The 23,387-nt window shown below is 72.7% G+C and carries 22 protein-coding genes, 1 tRNA gene and 1 pseudogene; 3 read left to right on the top strand and 21 right to left on the bottom strand.

What is annotated here, in order from left to right:
• Nucleotides 1-128: 128 nt before the first annotated feature.
• Both AB0947_RS13710 and AB0947_RS13705 read left to right on the top strand, forming a co-directional pair.
• Entirely contained in the window at nt 129-3,173 is a 3,045-nt protein-coding gene (locus AB0947_RS13710) for an FtsX-like permease family protein (RefSeq protein WP_366750528.1), read from the top strand.
• Between the two features lie 82 nt (nt 3,174-3,255).
• Entirely contained in the window at nt 3,256-4,206 is a 951-nt protein-coding gene (locus tag AB0947_RS13705) for an ABC transporter ATP-binding protein (protein ID WP_366750527.1), read from the top strand.
• Between the two features lie 63 nt (nt 4,207-4,269).
• On the opposite strand, the gene AB0947_RS13700 is transcribed toward AB0947_RS13705, so the two are convergent.
• The 10 genes and pseudogenes from AB0947_RS13700 to AB0947_RS13655 form a co-directional block, all read right to left on the bottom strand.
• Nucleotides 4,270-4,950 (bottom strand): hypothetical protein, encoded by a 681-nt coding sequence (locus AB0947_RS13700; protein ID WP_366750526.1) that lies wholly within the window; start codon nt 4,948-4,950, stop codon nt 4,270-4,272.
• Entirely contained in the window at nt 4,947-5,390 is a 444-nt protein-coding gene (locus AB0947_RS13695; protein WP_366750525.1) for a thioesterase family protein, read from the bottom strand. Before AB0947_RS13695 ends, AB0947_RS13700 begins: the two co-directional genes overlap by 4 nt.
• Before the next feature lie 6 nt (nt 5,391-5,396).
• Nucleotides 5,397-7,061, bottom strand: a complete 1,665-nt coding sequence (ettA, locus tag AB0947_RS13690; RefSeq protein WP_366750524.1) for an energy-dependent translational throttle protein EttA — start codon at nt 7,059-7,061, stop codon at nt 5,397-5,399.
• Between the two features lie 737 nt (nt 7,062-7,798).
• The gene (locus tag AB0947_RS13685) at nt 7,799-8,617 is read right to left on the bottom strand and encodes a hypothetical protein (protein WP_366750523.1); all 819 of its coding nucleotides are present in this window, start codon (nt 8,615-8,617) and stop codon (nt 7,799-7,801) included.
• A gap of 134 nt (nt 8,618-8,751) precedes the next feature.
• A complete protein-coding gene (locus AB0947_RS13680) occupies nt 8,752-8,880 on the bottom strand; it encodes a hypothetical protein (RefSeq protein WP_366750617.1) in 129 nt (42 codons plus the stop codon).
• Between the two features lie 88 nt (nt 8,881-8,968).
• Nucleotides 8,969-9,070 (bottom strand): annotated as a pseudogene (locus AB0947_RS13675) (GYD domain protein); the annotation flags it as partial.
• 290 nt (nt 9,071-9,360) lie between these two features.
• Nucleotides 9,361-10,719, bottom strand: a complete 1,359-nt coding sequence (locus AB0947_RS13670; protein WP_366750522.1) for a Cys-Gln thioester bond-forming surface protein — start codon at nt 10,717-10,719, stop codon at nt 9,361-9,363.
• A 329-nt stretch (nt 10,720-11,048) separates the two neighbouring features.
• Nucleotides 11,049-11,573, bottom strand: coding sequence for a single-stranded DNA-binding protein (locus AB0947_RS13665; protein WP_366750521.1), 525 nt, complete (start codon nt 11,571-11,573; stop codon nt 11,049-11,051).
• A gap of 385 nt (nt 11,574-11,958) precedes the next feature.
• Entirely contained in the window at nt 11,959-14,496 is a 2,538-nt protein-coding gene (locus tag AB0947_RS13660) for a YfjP family GTPase (RefSeq protein ID WP_366750520.1), read from the bottom strand.
• 3 nt (nt 14,497-14,499) lie between these two features.
• The gene (locus tag AB0947_RS13655) at nt 14,500-16,107 is read right to left on the bottom strand and encodes a dynamin family protein (RefSeq protein ID WP_366750519.1); all 1,608 of its coding nucleotides are present in this window, start codon (nt 16,105-16,107) and stop codon (nt 14,500-14,502) included.
• Nucleotides 16,108-16,427: 320 nt separating this feature from the next.
• On the opposite strand from AB0947_RS13655, the gene AB0947_RS13650 reads away from it, so the two are divergent.
• Nucleotides 16,428-16,503: transfer RNA gene (locus tag AB0947_RS13650), tRNA-Arg, on the top strand.
• A gap of 178 nt (nt 16,504-16,681) precedes the next feature.
• Here AB0947_RS13650 and AB0947_RS13645 read toward each other — a convergent pair.
• From AB0947_RS13645 to AB0947_RS13595, 11 genes are all read right to left on the bottom strand, one after another.
• Nucleotides 16,682-18,082, bottom strand: a complete 1,401-nt coding sequence (locus AB0947_RS13645; RefSeq protein ID WP_366750518.1) for a site-specific integrase — start codon at nt 18,080-18,082, stop codon at nt 16,682-16,684.
• Nucleotides 18,082-18,282, bottom strand: a complete 201-nt coding sequence (locus tag AB0947_RS13640) for a helix-turn-helix domain-containing protein (RefSeq protein WP_171156200.1) — start codon at nt 18,280-18,282, stop codon at nt 18,082-18,084. The genes AB0947_RS13645 and AB0947_RS13640 overlap by 1 nt, the downstream gene beginning before the upstream one ends.
• Entirely contained in the window at nt 18,279-19,646 is a 1,368-nt protein-coding gene (gene repSA, locus AB0947_RS13635) for a replication initiator protein RepSA (RefSeq protein ID WP_366750517.1), read from the bottom strand. The genes AB0947_RS13640 and repSA overlap by 4 nt, the downstream gene beginning before the upstream one ends.
• Nucleotides 19,647-19,773: 127 nt before the next feature.
• The gene (locus AB0947_RS13630; protein ID WP_366750516.1) at nt 19,774-20,088 is read right to left on the bottom strand and encodes a SpdD-like protein; all 315 of its coding nucleotides are present in this window, start codon (nt 20,086-20,088) and stop codon (nt 19,774-19,776) included.
• 24 nt (nt 20,089-20,112) lie between these two features.
• Complete coding sequence (locus tag AB0947_RS13625; RefSeq protein ID WP_101417603.1) at nt 20,113-20,268, bottom strand: hypothetical protein; 156 nt, start codon at nt 20,266-20,268, stop codon at nt 20,113-20,115.
• Nucleotides 20,269-20,280: 12 nt separating this feature from the next.
• Nucleotides 20,281-20,472: a mobile element transfer protein gene (locus AB0947_RS13620; RefSeq protein ID WP_189813409.1), complete on the bottom strand. Its 192-nt coding sequence runs from the start codon at nt 20,470-20,472 to the stop codon at nt 20,281-20,283.
• 1 nt (nt 20,473) lies between these two features.
• Nucleotides 20,474-20,668 carry a hypothetical protein gene (locus AB0947_RS13615; RefSeq protein WP_366750515.1) on the bottom strand — a complete coding sequence of 65 codons (195 nt, stop codon included), beginning with the start codon at nt 20,666-20,668 and terminating at the stop codon, nt 20,474-20,476.
• Nucleotides 20,669-20,688: 20 nt separating this feature from the next.
• The gene (locus AB0947_RS13610; RefSeq protein ID WP_366750514.1) at nt 20,689-21,375 is read right to left on the bottom strand and encodes a DUF2637 domain-containing protein; all 687 of its coding nucleotides are present in this window, start codon (nt 21,373-21,375) and stop codon (nt 20,689-20,691) included.
• Nucleotides 21,375-21,578 (bottom strand): hypothetical protein, encoded by a 204-nt coding sequence (locus AB0947_RS13605; protein WP_366750513.1) that lies wholly within the window; start codon nt 21,576-21,578, stop codon nt 21,375-21,377. Before AB0947_RS13605 ends, AB0947_RS13610 begins: the two co-directional genes overlap by 1 nt.
• Nucleotides 21,579-21,661: 83 nt before the next feature.
• A complete protein-coding gene (locus AB0947_RS13600) occupies nt 21,662-23,017 on the bottom strand; it encodes an FtsK/SpoIIIE domain-containing protein (protein ID WP_366750512.1) in 1,356 nt (451 codons plus the stop codon).
• Nucleotides 23,018-23,019: 2 nt separating this feature from the next.
• Nucleotides 23,020-23,376, bottom strand: coding sequence for a hypothetical protein (locus tag AB0947_RS13595; RefSeq protein ID WP_366750609.1), 357 nt, complete (start codon nt 23,374-23,376; stop codon nt 23,020-23,022).
• Nucleotides 23,377-23,387: the final 11 nt, after the last annotated feature.

The raw sequence follows: 23,387 nt of genomic DNA, 5'->3' as shown, positions 1-23,387 counted from the left end.
GGAGGCGGCCACTCCCTGGACGGTTTCTGCATGCCGACGGCTCCGGCTCCGGCCCGCACCCGGCCCGGCGGCCGCCGCGCGCCGGCCGGCCCCCGGACAGGGGCCGCACGTTCAGGGAGGTGCGTGACATGAGCCGGCCCTCGGCCCGCGTGGTCGCTCCCTGGGTGCGCACCCGGCTGCGGGCCGCGCCCGGCGCCGCCCTCGCCCTCGCGGTACTGGTCGCACTCGCCGCCTGCCTGGCCGGCGCCCTTCCCCGCGCAGTGGACCGGTACGAGGACGCGGGACTACGGCAAACACTCCGCCAGGCCCGCCCGGAACACACCACCGTACGCGTGACCGCCCCCCAGCCCGACCTCGGCCTGCCACCCGAGCGGCGCGCCGCGGCCCTGCGCCCCGGCGCACTGAAGCGGCAGTACGAGAAGGTGCTCGGCACGGTCGGCAGCCCGCTGAGCGTGCGGCGCGCCGAGTCCGCGTACGGCGTCGCCGGCACCGTCAGCCCGGCGGTGCCCGACCCGTGGCTGCCCCGGCCGACCGGACTGCCCGCCCGCATCTCGCTGGCCGCGCAGAACGGCCTCGCCGGCCACGCGCGCGTGCGCACCGGCCGGTTCCCCCGCGCCCCGCGCCCGGTCGACGCCTCGACCCCCGAGGTGGAGGCCGCCGTCACCACCGCCACCGCCAAGGCCCTGCACATCAAGGTGGGCTCGGTCGTCCACATGCCGGCGCCCGGCCGTGCCCCGCTCGCCGTCCGGGTCACCGGCATCCTCGTCCCGCGTGATCCCGGCAGCGCCTACTGGTCCACCGTCCCGCTGCTGCGCACCCCCACCCTGGTGACCCTGCCCACCCCCGGCCCGGACCCGGACAAGTACTGGCTCGGTGCGCTGCTGCTCGCCCCCGAGGCGGCTCCCGCCCTGCTGGGCACCAGCACCGACCCGGCCCGCTACTGGCACCTCGCCCCCGACCTGCGCGGCCTGCGCGCCCACGACCTGGACCGCCTGCGGCCGGCCGTCGCCGCCCTGGAGTCCGGTCCCGGCCTGCAACGCGCCCGCGCCGTCACCGACGACGGCACCGACGTCAGCACCGACCTGGACGACGCCCTCGCCTCCTTCTCCCGGCTGCGCTCCGGCATCGCCCCGCTGGTCTCCGTGGCCGCCGCGGGCGCCGCGACGGTCGTCGCCGTCGTCCTGCTCATGACCGGTGGTCTGGCCGCCGACCGGCGCCGCGCCGAACTCGCCCTGCTGCGCGCCCGCGGCGCCTCCCTGTCCGGGCTCGCCGGGCGGCTGCTCGCCGAGACCGCCGTGATCGCCGTACCGGCCGGCGTCCTCGGCCTGGCGGGGTCCCTGCTCGTGGTCCCCGCCGGCCGGATCACCCCGGCCGTCCTGTGCGCCCTGGCCGTCATCCTGGCCGCCTGCGCCGCCCTCCCCCTGCGCGCCGCCGTCGCCCACCGCACGGTCCGGCTGGCGGCCCCGCGCGAGGACATCACCTCGGTACGGCCGTCCCGGCGCCGTACGGTCGCCGAGCTGACCCTGCTGGTGCTGGCCGCCGGCGCGGTGGCCACCCTGCGCCGGCGCGGCACGTCGGGCGACCAGCTGACGGCCGTGGCCCCCGTCCTGGTCGGTGTCATCGCCGCGTTCGTGCTGCTGCGCGTGTACCCGCTGCTGCTGCGCCGCCTGTCCGGCCCCGCCGGACGGCTCCGCGGCGCGGTCGGCCACCTCTCCCTGGCCCGCGCCGGCCGCACCCAGGGTTCCGCGGTGCTCCCGCTCCTCGCCCTGCTGACCGCGCTGACCACGGCGGCGTTCGGCGGCTCGGTGCTGGCGGGCGTGGCCGAGGCCCGCGACCGGGCGGCCCTCCTCACGGTCGGCGCGGACGCCCGCGCGGACGCGGGCGTCCCCCTGCCCGCCGACGCCCCCGCCCGGGCCCGCGCGGTCCCCGGGGTCCGCGCGGTGACCCCCGTCAGCATCGCGTACGAGGCGAAACCGGAGGACGGCGCTAACGCGGTGCCCCTGGTGGGCGTCGACCCGGGCGGCTATGACGCCCTGACGACGCACACCGGCCTGGGCACGTTCCCGGCCGACCGGCTGACGGCGGGAGGTCGGACCGGCACGGGGCGGGTGACGGCGGGGGGCCGGCCCGGTAGCGGGTACCTGTCCCGCAGCCACTACTCGGCAGACGGGGACCACTCCCGCACCAGCCTCCTGACGCACGGGGACCACGCACGCATCAGCCCCCTGACAGACGGAGACCACTCCCGCACCAGCCCCCCGACAGACGGGGACCACTCCCGCACCAGTCCCCCGGCAGACGGAGACCACTCCCGCACCAGCCCCCTGACGGCCAAGGCCCACCCCGCCACCGGCCCCCTGACGGCCAAGGCCCGCCCCGGCGCCGGCCGCCTCGCGGGCGAGACCCGTTCCGGGCCCCTCCCCGCCGTCGCCTCCCCCTCCGTCGCCTCCTCGTACGGCACCCGGCGGCCGTTCCTGGTGCGGCTGGAGGACGGCAGCGCGGTCACCGTGCGGATCGTCCTGGTCCGCGACCGCACGCCGGCCGTCTCCGGTCCCGACTTCCTCGTCGTGGACCGGGCGGGCCTGCCCGCCCCGGCGAGCCGCCCCACGACCCTGCTGCTCACCGGCGGCCACGTGGACGCGCACGCCCTGCGGAAGGCCGTGGGAGGCTCGGCCACCGTACGGCTGCGGGCCGAGGAACGCGCCCGGTACGCCGACTCGCCCGTCCAGTCCGGCGCCGAGCGCGTCTACACGGCGGCCGTCGTCACGGGGGCCGGCTTCGCCGTGCTGGCCCTGCTGCTGTCGCTGCTCCGGGCCGCCCCCGAACGCTCCGCGCTGCTGGCCCGCCTCCGCACGATGGGCCTCACCCGAACCGAGTCCCGCCGCCTGCTGGTCCTCGAATCCCTGCCCCAGGCCCTCCTGGCGGCCCTGGGCGGCACCCTGACCGGCTGGACCGCGATCCGCCTCCTCGCGCCCGGCGTCGACCTGACAGCCGTCGCCTTCCCGTCCGCCCAGACCCCCGTGACCGGGATCCGCCTCCACCCGGACACCTGGTCGCTGCTGCTCCCGGCACTCGCCGTGGTGACGGTGGCGGTGGGAGTGGCGGCGCTCCAGGCCTGGTGGACGGCGAGGCGGGGCTCGGTGACGGAACTACGGGCGGGGGACGGCCGATGACCCCCCGCAGGGCACCCGGCCGGCACCGGCCGGCGACCCCACCCCCGCCCGGCACGGACACGGCGTACCCGCAGGAGACCCCATGACGACCGACCCGAGCCTGACCGAGCTGGCCAACCGCGTCACCGAGGCCGGAGCGAACCCGGCCTACGGCCACGACGCCCTGATCACCTGCGACCGCCTCGTCCGCGTCTTCACCACCGCCGGGACAGAGGTGCAGGCCCTCCAGGGACTGGACCTCCTCGTCCGCGAGGGCGAACTGATGGCGCTGGTCGGCGCGTCCGGGAGCGGCAAGTCCACCCTGATGAACATCCTCGCCGGCCTGGACACCCCCACCGCCGGCGCGGCCCGCGTCGCCGGCCGCGACCTGCTCACCATGACCGCCGCCGACCGTCTCGCCTACCGCCGCGAGGTCGTCGGCTTCGTCTGGCAGCAGACCGCCCGCAACCTCCTGCCCTACCTCACCGCGGCCCAGAACGTCGCGCTCCCCCTCCAGCTCTCCCGCACCCGCAAGGGCCGCCGCGCCCGTACCGAACGCGCCCTGGAACTCCTGGAGTTGCTCCAGGTGGCCGACTGCCGCGACCGCCGCCCGCAGCAGATGTCCGGCGGCCAGCAGCAGCGCGTGGCGATCGCCGTGGCCCTCGCCAACGGCCCGGCCGTCCTGCTCGCCGACGAACCCACCGGCGAACTCGACTCCCAGACGGCCGCGCAGATCTTCGACGCCTTCCGCACGGCCAACGAGGTCCTGGGCACCACGATCGTCATCGTCACGCACGACCAGGCGGTGGCGGGCGAGGTCCGCCGTACGGTGGCGATCCGGGACGGCCGGACCTCCACCGAGGTGCTGCGCCGCAGCGAGATCGACGCGGCGACCGGCCACGAGACGGTCGTGGCCCGCGAGTACGCCATGCTCGACCGCGCGGGCCGCCTCCAGCTGCCCGCCGACTACCTCCGCGCCCTGGACATGCGCGACCGCGTGGCCCTGGAACTGGAGTCCGACCACATCGGCGTATGGCCCGACGACACACCATGAGCGGAACCACCGGGTTCAGCACACACCGACCCGCCTGGCCCCGCACACGCCGGCCGGCCCTGCTCAGCGCACACTGACCCCGAAGGCCCCGAGCAGTCCCGTCTGCCGCACGGCCACCGAGCCGTACGGCGTACGCAGCCGCAGCCACGCCCCCGAGGAGAACAGCCCGATGCCGCCCGGTTCACCGCCGGGCCGCAGGAAGCCCAGTGACTGGGCCGCGTGCACGGCCCGTACCGGCAGCCGGGTGCCCGCGATCTGCCGGGACCAGATGTCCTGCCCGATCCGGTCCAGCTCCGCGCGGGTACGCCCGTGCGGCCCCAGCTCCTCGGTGCGCGAGCGGAATTCGGCCACCGCGGCGGCGACCGTGGCACGCAGTGCGTCGGGCACCGGCAGTCCCGGCTCGGGCCGCCAGCCGGCGCGCGGCGGCAGCACCCCGGCCCACGGCGGTCCGGTGACCGCGCCGGGGACGGCGGCGGTGGCCGCGCGCTCGTCCACGGACTCCAGGAACTCACCGGCGGAGACGGTCACGTCGAGGGTGACGTCGAGCCCGTCCTCGTAGGGCTTGGCCAGCCGCACCGCGCGGACGGCCAGCACCTCGAAGGACGGTGGCCGGCCGAAGACGGCGAGTGCGGTGCCGGCCGCCTGCAGCCGCACCGCGGCCCCACGGTCGAAGTGGAGCAGCCGGGAGAGGAAGGCGGCGAGGTCCGCCGCCTCCGTCTCGTCGGCCAGGTGCAGCACGGTCATGCCGCGACGGCCTCGCCTTCGGGATCGGGCTCTGCGTCCGCGGGGCCCTCGGCGGTGTCCATGTACTCGCGGAGGAACTCACGCTCCTCCGCGGTGATCCGCCGCGGGCGCTGGGCGTCGAAGTCGAACGGCACGATGACCGTCGACGCCCGCACGTACACGAGGTCCCCGTCCTTCACCTCGTAGGTGAGCGTGAAGGACGCGGCCTTGATCTCGGTGACCCACAGCTCGACGTCCACCGGCTCGTGCCGGTGGACGAGCTGCCGCTTGTAGTCGATCTCGTGGCGCGCCACCACGGACCCCTGCTTGAAGTCCTTGTCCGGGCGGAACAGGAAGTCGATCCGGGCTTCCTCCAGGTAGCGGAGGAACACCACGTTGTTGACGTGGCCGTACGCGTCCATGTCCGCCCAGCGCAACGGGCAGCGGTAGATGTGGCGCAAGACCGATCAGCCCCGGGTCAGCTTCTTGTAGGTGGCGCGGTGCGGACGCGCGGCGTCGGCACCGAGCCGCTCGATCTTGTTCTTCTCGTACGACTCGAAGTTGCCCTCGAACCAGAACCACTTCGACTCGCCCTCGTAGGCGAGGATGTGCGTCGCCACGCGGTCGAGGAACCACCGGTCGTGGGAGACGACGACGGCGCAGCCGGGGAAGTCCAGCAGGGCGTTCTCCAGGCTGGAGAGCGTCTCGACGTCGAGGTCGTTGGTGGGCTCGTCGAGGAGCAGCAGGTTGCCGCCCTGCTTCAGGGTCAGCGCCAGGTTGAGCCGGTTGCGCTCACCGCCGGAGAGGACCCCGGCCGGCTTCTGCTGGTCCGGGCCCTTGAACCCGAAGGCCGACACGTACGCCCGGCTCGGCATCTCGACCTGGCCGACGTTGATGTAGTCGAGCCCGTCGGACACGACCTCCCACAGCGTCTTCTTCGGGTCGATGTTCTCGCGGCTCTGGTCGACGTAGGAGATCTTGACGGTGTCGCCGACCTTGATGTCACCCGAGTCAGGCGTCTCCAGGCCCTGGATCATCTTGAAGAGGGTGGTCTTGCCGGCGCCGTTCGGACCGATCACCCCCACGATGCCGTTGCGCGGCAGCGTGAAGGACAGCCCGTCCACGAGGATCTTCTCGCCGAAGCCCTTGTGCAGGTCGTTGACCTCGACGACGACGTTGCCCAGGCGCGGGCCCGGCGGGATCTGGATCTCCTCGAAGTCCAGCTTCCGCATCTTGTCGGCCTCGGCGGCCATCTCCTCGTACCGCGCGAGACGGGCCTTGGACTTGGCCTGGCGCCCCTTGGCGTTCGACCGCACCCACTCCAGCTCTTCCTTGAGCCGCTTCTGGCGCTTGGCGTCCTTCTGGCCCTCGACCTTGAGGCGGGCGGCCTTGGTCTCCAGGTAGGTGGAGTAGTTGCCCTGGTACGGGTAGGCGCGCCCGCGGTCGAGCTCCAGGATCCACTCGGCCACGTTGTCCAGGAAGTACCGGTCGTGGGTGATCGCCACGACGGTGCCCGGGTACTTGGCCAGGTGCTGCTCCAGCCAGTTCACCGACTCGGCGTCGAGGTGGTTGGTGGGCTCGTCCAGGAGCAGCAGGTCGGGCTGTTCCAGCAGCAGCTTGCAGAGCGCGACGCGGCGCTTCTCACCACCGGAGAGGTTGGTCACGGCCCAGTCGCCGGGCGGGCAGCCCAGCGCGTCCATGGCCTGCTCGAGCTGGGCGTCGAGGTCCCACGCGTTCGCGTGGTCCAGGTCCTCCTGGAGCTTGCCCATCTCGTCGAGCAGCGCGTCGGAGTAGTCGGTCGCCATCAGCTCGGCGATCTCGTTGAACCGGTCGAGCTTGCCCTTGATCTCGGCGACACCCTCCTGGACGTTCTCCAGGACGGTCTTCTCCTCGTTCAACGGGGGCTCCTGGAGCAGGATGCCGACGCTGTAGCCGGGCGAGAGGAAGGCGTCACCGTTGGACGGCTGCTCCAGCCCCGCCATGATCTTCAGCACGGTCGACTTACCGGCACCGTTCGGGCCGACGACGCCGATCTTCGCCCCGGGGAGGAAGTTCAGGGTGACGTCATCGAGGATCACCTTGTCGCCGTGCGCCTTGCGCGCCTTGCGCATGGTGTAAATGAACTCAGCCAAGAGAAACCGTCCGGCAGCTTGAAATCTGGCAGTGGGCAGATACACCCCATCTTGCCTGACGGCTACCCCTGGGGGGAAACCCGTCGGGCCCGGGCGTGCTGACCTGGGGTTTCGCTGCTGCGGGCTGCGGCTCGTCTGTCACTGCCGGTCGCCGTTGGCCGGCCTCGGGGCTCTGGCACGGCCCACGCCCGGGTGAGTCTCTGCTGTCAGTACGTGCGGCTGTGGTCCGTTCGCCGTCGGGGGCCACGCTCTGGAGAGGGGCTTTGGGAGCCAAGCCGGGACTGCTGGTGACGCCGACGGGGACGTGCCGCGGTTGCCGCGGCAGGCGGTCGTCCGGACCGCGCCCCGGACGACCGCCCTTATGCGGCGGCTCCACCCGGCTGGGAGACCGAGGAACGCGCGGGCTCGGATCTCGGGGCCGGCGTCTCTCCCCCCGGAGGGAACGGCGTGCGTGGCCAGCCCGCCGGGCGTGGACGTCATCGGCGACCAGCGAGTGATGATCGACGTCCCGTCCGGGCTCCCGGAACACCTCGTGGCGGCGGACAGCGGGATCATCGAGAACACCGGCGAACCCCTCCCCTGCGAACTGCCCTGCTCGGCCGGCGACCGCCATCGAGCGGTACGGGTTCCACGTTCGGGACGGCTCATTGACCGAGCGCGACGGCCTCTGACTCACGACCAGGTAGCGCTGTCGTACGCGGTAGCGCGGTCGTGCGCGACACGAGGCTGCTTCCGAACTATCGCGAACTCACTCCAGCGTCCTGGTGCCGCCCCGTCTTCGCCGAGGACGCCGCCGCGCGCCGCCGCCCGCTCATCAGTCGTGCCATCACCGTGCCCACCAGGACCGGAACGGTCGCGAGCACGGTCCACCACGGGAGGTCGAGCCACACCGAGACGGCCCCCACCCCGACGCCGACGCCGATGTTGGTGAAGGCCAGCCACCTGCCGTACGGCTCCCAGACGAGGGGCGCGTAGGCGGTGGGCTTGGCCAGGCGGACCGCGCCGAACACCAGCGACTGGGCCGCGAGGAGTGCGAGGAGGACGCCCAGGGCGGCGTTTCCCGAGAGCTCGTCGCGGGGTGCGTCGGAGGTGTGCTGGCGGACGCCGTCCTTGCTGAGGGCGACGATGTCGCCGCGCCAGCCGGTGGCGGTGACCTCGTCGCCCCGGTGCAGCGTGTCGAAGAGGGGCCTGGAGTCGCTGAACCGCACGATCGTCTGCCGCGAGGCGTCGCCCTGCTCCCTGAGGGTCGCCTCGTAGACCGTGACCTTTCCCGTGAACGTGGACTCGGTCCTCGTGACGGTGAACTGCCCGGTCAGGAGGCAGTCCGCCGCAGCCGCCGCACGCGGTGACGCCTGCGCGGGGCACGGCTCAGCCGCCCGGTACTGCTCGTAGCGCTCCTGCTGACCCGGCACCCACACCGTGAACGCCAAATAGCTCAGCGCGGCCGCCGTCAGGGACAGCACGATCAGCGCCGCGCCCGTGAGCCGCACCCGGCTCGCTGACTCCCTGTCGGGACTGCCCTTCTCGCCGGCAGTGGCCCACGCCCGCTCTTCCATCGCCGCCCCCTCGCTCCTGCGTCCATGAGCTGAAGCAGGCATAGCACGGGGGTGGGGGCAGAGGGTGACGAGGTACACGTTCCCCGTGGCTGCTCACACGGTCTGGTACGACCGCCCGCCAGACCCTCCCTGACTCACGCGCCGGGAGCGCGGAAGGCGACCTGCCGGCCGGCGGCCTCGTCGACCTCCTCCAGTGTGAGGAGGGGAGTGGCCCGGGTGTGCAGGGCACCGCTCGCCTTGACGGTGAGGCTGACGGCGGCCATCGACACCGGGTCGGGGAGGTCGATGAAACACCAGGTCGTCCTCGCCGAAGGCGAAGTACATGGCCTCCACCGTCCCGCCGAGGTCGGCGACGACTCGGTCGACGGCGTCGCGACGGCCGCTGGCGCCTTCCTTGAGCAGCCCCTTCGTACCCTCTGGCGTGTAGGTGGCCTGGATGAGGAACTTCGGCATAGGACTGCTCCCTGTCCGCTTCTTGTCCGACAGCACCATGCCCTACCCGCTGCCACGCCGGTCGCCGCGCACCGAACGGCTCCATTCACCCGGAAGCGCCGCACTCCGCTGCTGCACCTCAGCATCACCACTGGAAGCGCCGCCCGGTGCGGACTTGCCGGAACACTCGACAGGGCTGTCAACCCGCGGCAGCGCTTCCGTCATGCCGCCGAGGGGGGCGGGCTGTGGCGGGGCGAAGCCGTACCCGACCGCGGCGAGTGGACCGTCATCCAGCAGGCCGGGCCCGCGGGTCATCCGCCGTGGGTCGACTCCCTCTTGCGCAGCACGATCAGGACCACGCCGCCGATCACCACCAGCCCGATGGCCACGCCCGCGATCATGGGAGTGATCATCGAGCCACCGGTGGCGGCCAGGTTGGTGGTGTCCGCGGTGTTTCCGCCCACGGTGACCGGGCTGGGCTCGGTGTGGAGCTGGGCCGTCTCCGTCGTGATCGTGCCCTGCGTCTTGCAGTCCAGGACGCCGGTGAAGCGGTGGCTGAAGCCATGGGGGCCGGTGATCGTGAAGTCGTACGCCTGGTCCTCCTGGAGCGGTACGGTCACCGTGCGGGACGCATGCGCGGGGATCGTGTGCTCGGTGCCCATCAGGCGGAAGGTGAACGGCTCGCCGCCCGTGTTGGCCGTGGTGATGTCCACGCCGCCCTTGGCGCAGTTCTTGCGGGCCGACACCGCCGGTATGGAGCCCTTCTCCGCCCAGCCCGCCGTCGCGGTCGCGGAGACCGTGGACTCGCTGGAGCCGGCCAGGATCTGGGTCTGGCTGCGGCTCTCGGAGGCGAAGGCCCGACCCACCGGCACGGTCGTCGACGCCTGCACGCTCAGCTGGGCCGTTCCGTCCGCCGCGTCCTCGGGGATGTCGAAGAACAGCTGGCTGCCGTTCCCGGCCGAAGTGATCACCTTGCCGGTCTTGTCGATGATCCGCACCCCGCTGGTGGCCGCGTCCGCCGGCGGGCTCACCGTGACGGCGCCCGCGTTGGTGTGCACGGTCACCGGCCCGAGCAGGTCGCCCGGCCGGCCGGAGACCGCGGGCGGGTCCAGGGTGAGCGAGGCCTGCGGCTCGGCGACGCTCCGGGCGCTCTTCTCCAGATAGTCGGCGAGCTTCTCGGCCCGCGGGTCCACGGCGTCGACCTTCGCGCCGTCGGAGTAGCGCCAGATGGCCACCTGGGTGCCGGCCGCCGCGTCCTGCTCGGTCAGCCCGCTCGTTCCCGCGCGCCGCGCGAGTGCGGCGAGGTCGTTGACCTGGGGGTAGGAGTTCTGCAGGATCCACCGGATCCGGCCCGCGTCCTTGTTGGTGCCCAGCGAGGTGCCGCTCCAGGGCGTCTCCTGGTATCTGGCGTCCCGCTGGGTCGGGTTGTGGAGGTCCACGCAGTACGTCTGCAGGGTGCCGCCACCGTCCACGGACATCTCGAAAAGCCCTGCGGACACCCGCTGGTCGCCGCCGTCCTCGTGGATCACGGCCTCGCCGTAGGTCTTCAGACCGTTGATCGTCGCCGTCGCGCCGCCCTGGGTCTGCGGTGTGTCCACGGCCACGGCCGTACCGGCGCCGGACAGCACGCCGGCCGCCACCAGGCCGGTCACCGTGGCGGCGGCGGCCATGCGGGCCGTTCCCGTGGACCGGCAGAACCCAGAGAGCGCAGCAAGCACAGAATTCCCCTTCGAGCAGGACCCGTTGGACGTGGGGGACGGTCCCACCAGCAGAATCGGCAGCCCCAAGGGGCACGCCCGGCATCCTATGGATCAGGCGGAGCCTCACCCGGCGGTCGGATCATCCGATGGCCGATCCGATCCGTAATCGTTATCGCCGGGACCGTCCGCGAGCTGGCCGTATCGACAAATCCACCGGTTCGTACGGCCTGTTCGGGCCGTGCGCGGGAACTTTGGGGACGGACCAGCGACAACGCGCCCAAGTGCGACCATCGCTGACGTCATGTCACCACCGCCGCTTGCTGTTCCTGTGCCTCGACTCCTCCTTCTCCCGCGCCTTGTTCCTGCTGTTCCTGGCCGTGCTGCCCCGGCTGTCCGTCCAACGGTTCCGTCGGCCGCGGTGTCTCCCAGTTCGGCTCCGGGCGGGCCGCCGTCGATGGCGCCTCCGGTTTGACCGCGCGCTGGAAGAACGCCATACCGCGCGACAGGTCGTGGCCGATCGCCACGGCGTCGATGTCGGCGGAGGCCCACTGCTGCTGTCCCTGCACCTCCGTGCGCACCTTGAGCCGGCCCTGGACGACGACCGGCTGGCCCACCTCCACGCACGCGGCCACGTTGACCGCGAGCTGCCGGTTGGCCCACACGGTGAAGAAGTTGGTGTGCCCGTCCGTCCAGGCGTTCTTCTCCCGGTCCCAGTAGCGCGCGGTCACCGCGAGCCGGAACCGGGCCGACGGTCCCGTCGCCAGCTCTCGGTAGGCCGGCCGGGTCGCCACGTTCCCCACGACACAGACAGTGGTCTCGTTCACTTCGATCGCTCCCCTCCCCCGCCCTGCCCCTTCCGGCCGGACGGGCACGCGTACGGGCCCGTCCCGTACGGCTGCGTCTGCCGTGCCGGCGCGTACCTATGCCGTACGCGCCGGCACCACCCGACGACCGCCCGCACCGCCCGCCGCCTTCTCCTGGCCGGACCCGCCGTGCGATCGCCGTGCCCTCAGACTGCCTCCGCCGGGCCGAGCCCGCTGAGCGCTGTGGAGGACCGCTCCCCTGTGGAAAACCTCGCCACCCGCAGGGGTGACCACCGGCCGGCAACCGGGGTCACCCACCACGAGCGCTCGCGACACCCACCCCCAGCGCTCCCGTAACCCCCGGTCAGCCACCTCCCCCGCGCTGACCAGGCTTTCTCACCTCACCTCACCTCACCCCGCTCCCGGTCCGCACGACCCTCCCGTACTGTTCACGCACCTCCCGGTACCGCAGCAGTTCCGCCGCCACCGGATCGAGCACCCGGGCCCGGCCGCAGCTCGCCGCCGCCTCCCGTAGTCGGCGTTCCGCTTCCTGGCCGTAGCGCCGCGCGGGCCCCCGTGCCGCCATCCGGCAGGCCCACTCCACCAGCGGCCCGCCGATGATCCCGCACACCATCAGCAGCACCGGGACACCCAGGTTGGGCGCCATCACCCCGGCGATCTGGCCCACGAGCCACGCACCGCCCGTGATCTGCAGCAGGGTCATCGCCGCCTGGACGAGTACGGCCACCGGCCACCAGCCCGGCCGGGGCGGACGGCCAGGCGGCAGTCCGGCCCGGGCCGCCAGGTCGTCCAGCGCCTCGGACAGCCCGTGGGAACCGCGGACGGCCGCCTCCCGCACCGCCTGGGCCCAGGGAGCGGGCAGCCCGGCCGAGGCACGGTCGGACACCGTACGCACCGCCTGCTCGACGCTCTGCCGGGCCGTCGCCTCCTCGTCGGCCTGGGCGCGCACCGCGTGGCGGCCCGTCGTGGAATCGGCACGGCCCTGGTACCAGCGCCACAGCCGCAGCCAGGGCGTGCCGCAGGCGCGGTTGGCGTTGCGCAGCCAGGCGCGCTCGGCTGCCTCGCCCGCCGCGGTGGCGCCGACCGCGTCCGCGAGCCGCGCGGCGAAGTCCTCGCGCGCCTCCTCGCTGAGGCCGGCCCGTCGTCCGGTGGCGTAGACGGGCCGCAGCTCGGCGGCGGCGGTGTCGACGTCGGCCGCCACCCGGCGGGCCGCCGCGCCGCGCTCCGCCACGAACTGGCCGAGCGCCTCGCGCAGATCGCCGACACCCTCCCCGGTGAGCGCGGACAGCGCGAGCACGGTGGCGCCGGGTTCGCCGTGCTCGCCGAGCGCGATGCCGTCCTCGTCCAGCAGTCGCCGCAGGTCGTCCAGGACCTGGTCGGCGGCGTCCCCGGGCAGCCGGTCCACCTGGTTGAGGACGATGAACATGATCTCGGCGTGACCGGCCATCGGCCGCAGGTACCGCTCGTGCAGGACGGCATCGGCGTACTTCTCCGGGTCCACGACCCAGATGACCGCGTCGACCAGTTTCAGGATCCGGTCCACCTGTTCCCGGTGCTGTACGGCGGCCGAGTCGTGGTCGGGCAGGTCCACCAGGACCAGTCCGCGAAGCTGCCCCTCGGTGTCGGGGCCGTGCAGCGGGCGGCGGCGCAGCCGGCCCGGGATGCCCAGCCGGTCGATGAGGCCCGCCGCGCCGTCGCTCCAGCTGCACGCGATGGGTGCGGCCGTGGTCGGGCGTCGTACGCCGGTCTCCGAGATGGGCACTCCGGCGAGCGCGTTGAACAGCTGGGACTTGCCGCTGCCGGTCGCTCCGGCGAGGGCGACGACGGTGTGCCGCCCGGAGAGCTTGCGGCGCGCGGCGGCCTCGTCCAGGACGCGCCCGGCCTCGGCGAGGGTGCTGCTGTCCAGTCGGGTGCGGGAGAGCCCGACGAGTTCGCGCAGGGCGTCCAGGCGGGAGCGCAGCGGGCCGTCGTACGCCAGCGGGGCGGGGGTGTGGCTGCCCGGCCCGCGGTGCGCGGGTTCCGCGGCGGAGGCGCGCTCGGCGGCGAGGGCGGCGGCGCTGGCGTCGGTGACGCGCCGCGCGATGAGACCGTCGTCCCAGGCACCGGCGGAGTCGGCCTTGCCGTCGGCACTGCTGTCGGTGCCTTTCGTGGTGTCGGCGCTTTTCGTGGTGCTGGTCCCGTGCGCCGTACCCGTGCCGTTCGCCGTACCCGTGCCGTTCGCCGTAACGGTGCCGTCCGCGGTAGCGGAGTCGGTCGTGGCGGTGGTCTTGGGAGGCGTGCCGTCGGGGGCGGGGCGGGGCTTCGGCGAGTGGGGCTGTGACCGGGGTACGGAGACGCCGCCGTCCTCGGCGCTGTGCCCGCGCGCGCGGCGGTCACGATCGGGGGTGCGGTCGCGTGCGCCGTGCGCGCCTTGCGCGCCGTGTCCACCGCCTGCACCGTCTCGGTCGCGTTCGTCGCGGCCGGCGCTCTCGTCCTTCACGCGCGCGGGGGCCCCGCCGCCGGCGTCCGGGCCCTGGCCGCGCGCCCCTTCCAGACCCTTGACCTGGCCTCCACCCAGGCCCTTCGACCCCCTGCTGTGGCCCCTTTCCGGACCGTCGTCCTCGCCTCTGCCGCCGCCCTCCCCGTTCCCCTCGCCCTCGTCCCCGGAGAGGGCGACGGTGGCCGGTCGTGGGGCGACCGCGCGGTGATCGGTGCCGGGACCGTCGTCACCGCGCTTGCCTTTGACGAGGTCCAGCCGGGCTTCCGGGAGGCCACCCGCGCGCTCGGCGCCGCCCTCGGGCCCGCGCTCGGCACCGCCCCCGGGGCCCGAGCCGGGGTGACCACCGTGCTCCCCGGGCTCCGCGTCACCGCTGTCGCTGCCGTGGTCGATGCGCCTCCTGTGATCGGTGTGATCGGTGTGGTCGTGGTCAGTGACGGCGGTCACCGGTCACCTCTCCTTCTGCAGTACGGACAGCGCGGCGATGAGTTCGGCCTGGGGCTCGGGATGGACGTCCAGGGCGTCGAGCGGGGCGAGGCGCCGCTCGCGTTCGCGCTGCATGACGCGGTCCACGTGTTCGACGAGCAGCCGGCCGGCCCGGTCGCGCAGCCGCAGCACGCCGTGGGCCCCGAGCCGCTCGGCGAGCCCCTCGCCCGCGGTGCGCGCCCGGCGCCCGCCGAGCACGGCCGTGGCGACGAGGGCGGAGACGACCTCCGGGTCGGGTGCGCCGGTCCGCTCCAGCACGCGTACCTCGTCCTCGGCGTACTCCTCCAGCTCGCGCCGCCAGCGCCGGGCCGCGAGCCCGATGCGGTGCTCGGCGCTCTCCAGGGAGGCCTTCCGCTCGGCGAGCCTCGGGGCGTCGGCGGCGGGCTCGCGCCGCCAGGCGTCGTCGACGCGCTCGTCGGCGGCGGTCACGGCGCACAGCAGCAGGGCGGCCAGGCTGTCCACGAGGGCGTCCAGGAGTTCCCCGGCGGTGCAGTCCAGGGGGAAGGCGCGCCAGCGTTTGAGGGCGTCCCCGGCGAGTACGGCGCCGGACTGGAGCCGGGCCCGCACGCGCGCGTGCTCCTTGTCGTACGCGGTCTCGACGGCGGAGGTGAGCCGGCAGGCCGCGGCGTACTGGGCGGCGGCGGCGCCGGCCAGCTCGGGCAGGCGGGACTTGAGCGAGTCGAGGACGCCGTAGGCCGTACGGGCCACGACGTGGTGGCGGGCCGCGGGATCCTGGGCGTGGTGGACGAGCCAGCTCTTCAGGGGCGCGACGGCGGTGGTGGGCAGCAGCCCGGCGCCCCAGGCGGATTCGGGCAGTTCGGGCACGGTGAAGCGGGGTACGTCACCGAGCCCGGCCTTGGTGAGCAGGGCCGCGTACTGCCGGGAGACCTCGGAGACGACCTGGTGGGGCACCCGGTCCAGGACGGTGACCAGGGTCGCGTCGTACTCCTTGGCGGTGCGCAGCAGGTGCCAGGGGACGGCGTCGGCGTAGCGGGCGGCGGTCGTGACCATGATCCAGATGTCGGCGGCGCAGATCAGCTCGGCGGCGAGAACGCGGTTCTCGGCGATCAGCGAGTCGACGTCCGGGGCGTCGAGGAGGGCGAGCCCGCGCGGGAGGGTGTCGGCGGTCTCGACGCGCAGCACGCGCGCGGGGTCCTCGTCGGTGAGCAGAAGCTCGTCGGCGGGGTCCTGGTGGGGCACCCACACGCGGGTGAGGTGGGGCAGCACACGCATCCCGCTGAACCAGTGATGATCCTCCGGATGGCAGACAAGGACCGGCGTCCGGGTGGTCGGCCGGAGCACACCGGCCTCGCTGACCCGCCGGCCGACCAGGGAGTTCACGAGCGTGGACTTGCCCGCGCCGGTGGAGCCGCCGATGACGGCCAGCAGCGGTGCCTCGGGCTGCCGTAGGCGGGGTACCAGATAGTCGTCGAGTTGCGCGAGGAGTTCGTCGCGGTTGGCACGCGCGCGTGGCGCCCCCGCGAGGGGCAGCGGAAAGCGTGCGGCGGCGACACGGTCGCGCAGAGCGGAGAGTGTGTCGAGCAGCTGAGGCCGTACGTCCAAGGTCACCACATGCGAAGAATGCCCAATTTTAGGGGAATTCTGAAGCATATAGACATGTCTGCGCGCCGACGGAACAGAACGGACGGAAGGGATGACCGGGACACGCGCACAGTCCAGGCATAACGAGTGCACAACACCCGGTGCGTCAGGCGCCAAAAGCGGTGCACGATTCGTACCTGCCTGCGATTATCAGGACCGCTTCACCGAACCTCCACATCGAGCCACGGAGGCGAAGCGACAGGGTCGAGGAACCGGGAGCCCTATCCTTGACCCCGGCAACGTCACGGGTCAGCCCTCACCAGGGCACCAAGCACGAGGCCACCCCACCGGCCCCCGTAGCTCAGTGGATAGAGCAGGCGCCTTCTAAGCGCTTGGCCGCAGGTTCGAGTCCTGCCGGGGGCGCCAGTCTCCGCCCTCCCGCTCGGGAGGGCTTTTTGCAGGTCAGAGCGGATGTCCGTGGGTACGACGAAGCCCCAGACACCCTCTTGATGATCAAGGGCAGACTCCGGGGCTGTCCGGCTGTCACCGTGTTTTCGCGGGTGGCCGTGTCGAATACGTGTCGAAGTTCTCGACCGGCCGAAGATCAGCCGGCGCCCGGCACCTCCGCCTCCGGAAGGTCACCCGCAGCTTCCAGCCGCCGCTTCAGGTCCGGCAGCTGCCCGTCGATGCACCGGGCGTAAGTCGCCAGCAGCACGGCGACGCTGTTCCCGGCCCACTCGGCCACCTGAGCGGGCGGGATGCCGTCGTTGAGCCACTTCGTCAGGCGCGTGATCCGGTTGTCGTAAACGCGTCGTCCGGTGGGTGACTCAAAGACGTGCGGGGGCAGTACGGCCTTACGCGCACTGCGCCACGCCCGGCGGATGACGGAGCCGGCGAGGATCCCACCGAACTCACCCTGGAAGAGCAGATCACCCGGCTGGAGCTGTTCATCGGCGATGTGCTGCCGCAGGATGCGCGTGAGGGCCGGATGCCCTGGCACGGTGCGTGTCTCGCCCTCCGCGCGGCCTTTGAGGTCGCGTTGCTCGTGGATCTCCCCCGTATCGGTCCACTGCCTCCCGACCTCAGGGGTAGCTGTGTGGATCAGCAGCTCGCACCACTGGTCGTCGGCGTCGGATTCCGGCAGGGTCACGTCCTCCACCCGCATGGCTACGGCTTCCTCGGGCCGGGGGCCGCAGTAGTACAGCGTGGCGAAGAAGGCGTGGAGCCGCTTGCCGCCCCGCGGCCGACGCCGGATCCAGTCGAGGATGGCCGCCGCCTGCTCGGGATTCAGCAAGGACCGCTTGTCCACGGCGTTCGTGGTTTTCGTGACCGCCGTCGACTCCTTGCCCTTGGGAAGGGGGTTGGCCCGAAGGATGCGCCGCCGGATCGCGTACTTCATGGCGACGTTGAGGATCCGGCGGTTGCGCTTCCGGGACCAGGCCGCCGCTTGCTTGCCGTCGAGGCGGGTGTCGATGGCTTGCAGGACCTGGTCGACCTTCTCCGGGTCCTCCCAGGCGGAGACGGGCAGGGAATTCCGCTCGACCCACTTCAGGATGGCCACCACGTCTCGGGGCGCGTCCGGGCGTCGGTTCGTGTTGAACGCCCACTCACGCAGCGCGGTGCGTACGGCCGCAGGGGCGAACTGGGTGGGCTTGGCCCGCAGCAGCGCGATGGTGGTCGCCGTCATGGTCTTGGCGATGTTCTTGCGACTGTTGCCGCCGAGTTGAGACCAGCGGGCGTCCACGTACTCGACGGCGAACTTGTACCAGCTCATGGCAGCCGACTTGGAGCGATGGGACACCGGGAGACCCGTGGCGACGACGAAGGCCTCGCCCTTGCCCGTGGCCCGGATGAGTTCCGAGCGGAAGCCCTCGGCGAGCGCGACGGTGTTGAAGGGCTCACGCCAGCGCTTGCCCGCGACCACCCAACGCACGGTGTACGTGGTCTTCCGGGCGCCCTTGTAGGTGAGGATCTTGTAGATCTTCACGTCGTACGTCGTCTCCATCAGGCGGCGTCCTCGCGGTCGTCGAGCCAGTGATCGAGGTCGCTCCGCCGGATCCGGAGGTCGCCGTTCGGGAGCTTGATGCAGCGCGGCGCACGGCGCTTGGCCCGCCAGTCGTAGAAGGTCGAGCGGGAGATGGCCAGTTCCTCGCAGACCTCCGCGAGGGTGAGCATGGTGCGTCGTGACCGGATGGCCGTGGTCATTCCGTGCTCCCTTCGTGCAGGAGGGCGTCGCGGGCGGTTTCGCGGTTGGTCTGGAGGTCACGGGCGATGGTCGCGGCGAGTGCGGCTTCACCCGGGGTGTGGCCGTGGCCGGCGTACTGCCAGTCCGCCAGGACGAGGACGGTGTCCGGCTCGCGGTCGTCGAGGCCGAGGACGGATGCCTCTTGGGCTGCGCGGTAGTCGGCTCGTTCCTGACGGAGGGCGCCGAGGGTGGTGGAGTAGGTGCGCGACTTGGACGAGAAGTGCCCGCGGAAGCCGAGCATGTGGGCCCAGGCCCAGAGGCGCCGGTCCGGGTAGAGGCTGTCCAGGTCGCGGCACGCGGTGATGAGCCGCCGGGTGTGGTCGGGGACCTGGTGGCGGTCGAGTTCGGCGAGTTCGCCGATACGGCGGTCCAGGGTGCCGGTGTTCTCGGCGGCCTTGGTCGCGTACTTGGCCACATACGAGGCGACGGCCTGCTCGGTGATGTCGGAGCCGTCACCGAACGCCTTGACCGGGCGGACGTCAAACTGTCGGCCCCAGCGGAAGGTACGGGCGGGCTCGTCACCGGCAGCCGGGACCGACACGGACGTGTACGAGTGCGCTGCGGCGGCACGAACCGCGTCCGTGAGGAGGTCGATCGTGGCCCAGACGGGCGGGGGTGTCCCGGGCCCCTCCGGGCCGTCGAGGCGTACGACGGCGTGGAAGTGCAGGGCGCCGCGCTTCTGGAACTCGGCAACCTTGCCGTACGAGACGCGGAGGTGTTCGGAGAGTTCCCGGCGGGGCAGGCCGACGCGGGCGGCGAGTTCGCGGCGGAGTCGCGTCGTGAAGCGCTGCCAGAGCTGACCGGCGTGGTTGTTGAACAGCACGGCGCCCGCGTAGTCGTAGCTGTCCGGGTCGAGGGCGGTGCCCAGCTCCGGAGCGTCGGACGCGTGCGGGGTGCCGCAGCGGCAGGTGCCGTGATCGGGGCGGTTGTGGACCGTGCCGAACGAGGGGGCCGTGAGGGTGGCGAAGACGCGCGGGTGATCGCGGACGGTGGCGGGGATGTCGCGGCGGTCGTCTCCGGCCAGGCCGGCGCGGATCAGGTGGTACGTGTCGCCCGCGTAGGTCCAGGCGCAGGACGGGCAGCGGGAGGCGCGGCGGTTGCCGCAGGCGAGGCGGAGGCGTCCGCCCGGCTCCTTCTCGGTGGAGTAGTGGTGCAGGGTCTCGCCGGTGGTCTTGTCCTTGTGGAGAACCCAGCCGGTGAGGTGGATCGGGTCGGAGCAGCCGCCGGTGCGGCGGATCTGGTCCTCCCAGCGGGTGTAGTCCGAGGCCGAGGCCACCCGGAGCACGTCCCCGAGAGTGATCGGGTCAAGCAATGTGTCGGGCATGGGCGCACTCGGTGTCGCGGGTGAGGCGCGGTGGGCCATGCTTGGGGTTCCTTCCGGTTGCGAGATCGGACAGGGACGGCGCCCGGGCGGCGGATGCTTGGCGGTATCGAGGCCGCCCGGGTGCCGGTCAGCGACGCTTGGCGTCGGAGGCGAGCAGGGAGCGCAGGACGACCGCGCAGACGGCGACCGAGGCTCCGGTGATGGCGACCGCCAGGAGCAGGGAGACCAGGACGGCTCCGAGCACCAGGACGACGGCCGTGCCGCCGCCGACGAGGGCGAGGGCGGTGCCGGGGGTGAGCTGGACCGTGGGCCGGACCGGCGTGGGAGGCGTCGGGGCGACCGGCGGGGTCCCCGCGTTCGAGATGATGGCGGTCGGCTCGACGACGGGCGGTGTGCCGAGCCCGGTCGGCGTGGGCATGGTCGGGATCTTCGGGCGGAACATCGGTGGTCTCCTCTCGCGGGCTGGTTACTTGACGAGGGCGTTGATGGCCGGGGCGAGGACGCTGTCGGCGAGGAGGAAGCCGCCGAGCAGGAGGACGGCGATGAGCCAGGCGGGCGGGCGGATGAGCTTGACGCCGAGGTAGCCGACGACGAGCAGCGCGAGCCAGAGCGGGACCTGCATGGCGGATGTCTCCTAGCGGACGCGGCAGCGGTGGGTGCGGGCGGCGAGCTGGGCCGCGGACTGGCTGGAGTAGTCGGCGGACCAGCCGCAGCCGTCGGAGCTGCACACGGCGGCGTGCTTGGTGTGGCCGTTGCGGTCGCGGTGCGTGCCGATCTGCACCGGGCCGATGCGCATCACGGAGTGGAAGTGGTCGCGGGCGGGCATGTCAGTCGGTTTCCTCTCGGGTCGTGGTCGGGCCGGGGAAGCCGGCACGGATGCCGGCGGCGGTGGCCGGGTCGGCGGTGAGGCGGGCGGCTTCCTCGGCGAGCAGGTGGGCGAGGAAGGGCCGGTTGGCGGCGGCCATCTCACGGGCGCCGTCGAGGTAGTCGGAGGCGGTCAGGTCGGCCGGGTCACGGATCACTGGTCTTCCTCTCTCGCCGATCAGGCGAGGTGGGCGGCGATGGCGTCGGCGAGGTGGGGCGGGACGCCGAGGCGGGAGCGCAGGGTGTCGGGGTCGATCGGGGCCCCGGTACGGGCGCGGTACTCGTCGGCGACTTTGCGGGCGTGGTCGACGAGGACGGCGGGGACCTGTGGGGCGGAGGCCGGGGCGGGAGCTTGGTCCGAAGGGGACGGGGCCGCGTCAGGCTCGGGTACGGCGTCTGTGGCCGAAGCGGCTTCGGCGTCCGGTACCGGCTGCTGAGCCGGAGGCTCCGCGCCCTCGGCCTCCGCGACGGGTGCCGGCGGAAGCGGCTCCGACTCCGCAGCCGACGAGTGAGCGAGGAGCGTGCCGCCGAGGAAGGCAAGAGCAGGCCATCCGGCGATGCCGAGGCGGAGCAAGGCGGGCGGGTCGGTCAGGTCGAGGAACCCGGCGGTGGCGACATTGGCACCGAGCGAGGCGCAGAGCGCGACCAGGAACCAGCACCAGGCCAGCCGGGACGGGCCCTCACTGCGCAGGCGCCGCCAGGCAGCCACCAGGAGGAGATCGACGCTGACCGGGTAGGCCCATGTCTTCCACCCGTTCTGTCCGGCGGCGGAGGCCAGGTCGTGCAGATGCGCGAAGGACAGGGCGCCGGCGATGACGGCCTGCACCAGGACCGCGTCGACGCGGAGGCCGTGACGGGCGCCCATCAGGAGTCACCCGGGTAGGCGGGGCCGCCGTCGGGGTCGTAGCCGTCCGGGAACACGCCGGGCGGCGGCTCCGGCAGGGAGACGGCGAGGGACGGACTGACAGCTTCCACGAAATCGAGGTCGGCGCCGGCCGTGTCGGCGTAGAGGGCGAGTTGGCCGAGCAGGAGTACGGTCCGGGCGAAGTCCTCGCAGTTCGGGCACACAGCGGGATCTCCCTTCTTCGGGCATGGCGGGGGTAGGGACTTGACGCGAAGGCGGTCACGCCGACCGGTGTGAATCCGAGAAGTCAGGCGGTGGCCGGGGACGGCTTGGCCATCGGCGAGGAAGCGTCGGCCGAGCCGGAGAGAGTGGGCCGGAACGGAGCCAGCTCGGGCAGGTCCGGAGTCCGATCGGCATGCCGGTTGCAGATGTTCACGGCCTGTCGAAGCGAGGTGTGCGGGGCACGGATGCGGTGCCACCCTCCGGACGAGTCGCCCGCGATGGCGAGCCCCCGCATCTCCGCCGGGATCTGGATGGCGGCGAGCACGGCGTCCGGGGCGATGTCGCCGAAGGCCATGTTGGCGGAGGTCTCGTCGTTGACACGGTGCGCGGTACGCCCGGTGAGCTGGGCGCGGAGCATGGTGATGCCCTTGCCGAGTTCGGAGCCGAAGCGCTGCCCACAGATTTCGAGATAGATACCGGCCGCTCGGCCGAGCTGGGCGAGGCGGACCAGGGCGGTGATGATGCGGTCTCGGCGCTTCTCCTCCTCCTTGTTGGCGTAGAGGGCGAGTTCGGCAACCTCGTCGACCAGGACCACGACCGGGGTCGGGCGCAGCTCGGACGGCAGGTCCCAGATGTCGGCGGCGATCTCCGCGTCCGGCACGTCCGCGGCGAGGCGCTGCTGAGCCCGGATGACCTGATAGATGCGCTCCATCCGGACCACGAGCGCGTCCAGCACGTCGGCAGCGGTGTCGGGGTCATCGGCCAGCGCGGAGAACCGGCGGGCCAGTGGGAACAGTTCAACCCCCTGCTTGCAGTCGATGCCGACGAGGGCGACGTCCATCGGGGCAAGCCCGGCGACCAGGTTGCGCTGGTAGACGGACTTTCCGGACTCCGTGGCCCCGAGGGTGAGGGCATGAGGTATTGCCCGGTAGTCGCGGTAGTGCACCGAGCCGTCCTGCCGCAGGGCGACCGGTACCCGCATCGGCCGGGTGTCGGTCTTGGCCGGCATCTGCACCCGCTTGAGCACGTCGTAGCCGGTCATCCGCACCTCCACGACGCCGGAGCGCAGTTCCCGCGAGGTCACGCCGTACATCGAGAAGGAATGCCGGAGCCGATCCGAGGCGGCGGCGACGTCGAAGGCGTCTTGCCCAGGCCGGAGCTTGAGCCGCAGGACCAGGCCGGTACGAGTCGGCCGCAGCCGCAGGATGCGCGGAGCGCGTGGCCCCGGTATGGGCCGGTTGGTGGCACGAGCGAGGGCGAGCCGCCACCGTGCGGGTGGAACGGTCAGCCCGCACGCGTCCATGACCGAGCCGTACCGGACCAGGACCCGCACCACGGCCAGCGTGACCCCAAAGGTCAACCAGTACCAGGCGGGGCGCCGCCACCGCAGAACACCTACGGTGGCGGCGACGAGCACCAGGGCGACCGTTAAGGCGGTCATGATCAGGCCGCCTTGGGCCTTGCGGCGGCGTCGGCAAGCGAGGTGACCGCGACCGCGCGGAACGCGATGCCGTGCCGCTTCTGGCCGTTGAAGTCATTTTCCCAGGGCCGGGCGATCAGGCCGGTAAGCGCGACCGGCGTGCCCATGGCCAGTTCGCCGGTGATGCCGGGCTCCGGGACGGTGATGGAGAGGATCTCCACCTCCTCGTTCGCCGCGAACATCACGTCGACCGTCATCAGCTTGGCCCCGGTGTCGGCGTCGGTGGCGATCTCACCGGTACGACGGTCACGGACCTTGATCTGCGGGGACTTGGCAACCATCACGACCGCGCCGGAGGTGTCAACGGGAATCTGACGCACGGAGTTCACTC

The organism is Streptomyces sp. NPDC047841, assembly GCF_040704085.1.
Lineage (GTDB): Bacteria > Actinomycetota > Actinomycetes > Streptomycetales > Streptomycetaceae > Streptomyces > Streptomyces argyrophylli.
Note: the sequence above shows the minus strand (reverse complement) of the source record. Positions and strands in the feature narration are given on the sequence as shown.

Excerpts from the sequence above, each read along its gene's own strand:
- AB0947_RS13710 (WP_366750528.1), top strand. The coding sequence starts at position 129 with ATGAGCCGGCCCTCGGCCCGCGTGGTCGCTCCCTGGGTGCGCACCCGG.
- AB0947_RS13705 (WP_366750527.1), top strand. The coding sequence starts at position 3,256 with ATGACGACCGACCCGAGCCTGACCGAGCTGGCCAACCGCGTCACCGAG.
- AB0947_RS13700 (WP_366750526.1), bottom strand. The coding sequence starts at position 4,950 with ATGACCGTGCTGCACCTGGCCGACGAGACGGAGGCGGCGGACCTCGCC.
- AB0947_RS13685 (WP_366750523.1), bottom strand. The coding sequence starts at position 8,617 with ATGGAAGAGCGGGCGTGGGCCACTGCCGGCGAGAAGGGCAGTCCCGAC.
- AB0947_RS13680 (WP_366750617.1), bottom strand. The coding sequence starts at position 8,880 with ATGGCCGCCGTCAGCCTCACCGTCAAGGCGAGCGGTGCCCTGCACACC.
- AB0947_RS13670 (WP_366750522.1), bottom strand. The coding sequence starts at position 10,719 with ATGGCCGCCGCCGCCACGGTGACCGGCCTGGTGGCGGCCGGCGTGCTG.
- AB0947_RS13645 (WP_366750518.1), bottom strand. The coding sequence starts at position 18,082 with ATGGAGACGACGTACGACGTGAAGATCTACAAGATCCTCACCTACAAG.
- AB0947_RS13640 (WP_171156200.1), bottom strand. The coding sequence starts at position 18,282 with ATGACCACGGCCATCCGGTCACGACGCACCATGCTCACCCTCGCGGAG.
- repSA (WP_366750517.1), bottom strand. The coding sequence starts at position 19,646 with ATGCCCGACACATTGCTTGACCCGATCACTCTCGGGGACGTGCTCCGG.
- AB0947_RS13630 (WP_366750516.1), bottom strand. The coding sequence starts at position 20,088 with ATGTTCCGCCCGAAGATCCCGACCATGCCCACGCCGACCGGGCTCGGC.
- AB0947_RS13625 (WP_101417603.1), bottom strand. The coding sequence starts at position 20,268 with ATGCAGGTCCCGCTCTGGCTCGCGCTGCTCGTCGTCGGCTACCTCGGC.
- AB0947_RS13620 (WP_189813409.1), bottom strand. The coding sequence starts at position 20,472 with ATGCCCGCCCGCGACCACTTCCACTCCGTGATGCGCATCGGCCCGGTG.
- AB0947_RS13610 (WP_366750514.1), bottom strand. The coding sequence starts at position 21,375 with ATGGGCGCCCGTCACGGCCTCCGCGTCGACGCGGTCCTGGTGCAGGCC.
- AB0947_RS13600 (WP_366750512.1), bottom strand. The coding sequence starts at position 23,017 with ATGACCGCCTTAACGGTCGCCCTGGTGCTCGTCGCCGCCACCGTAGGT.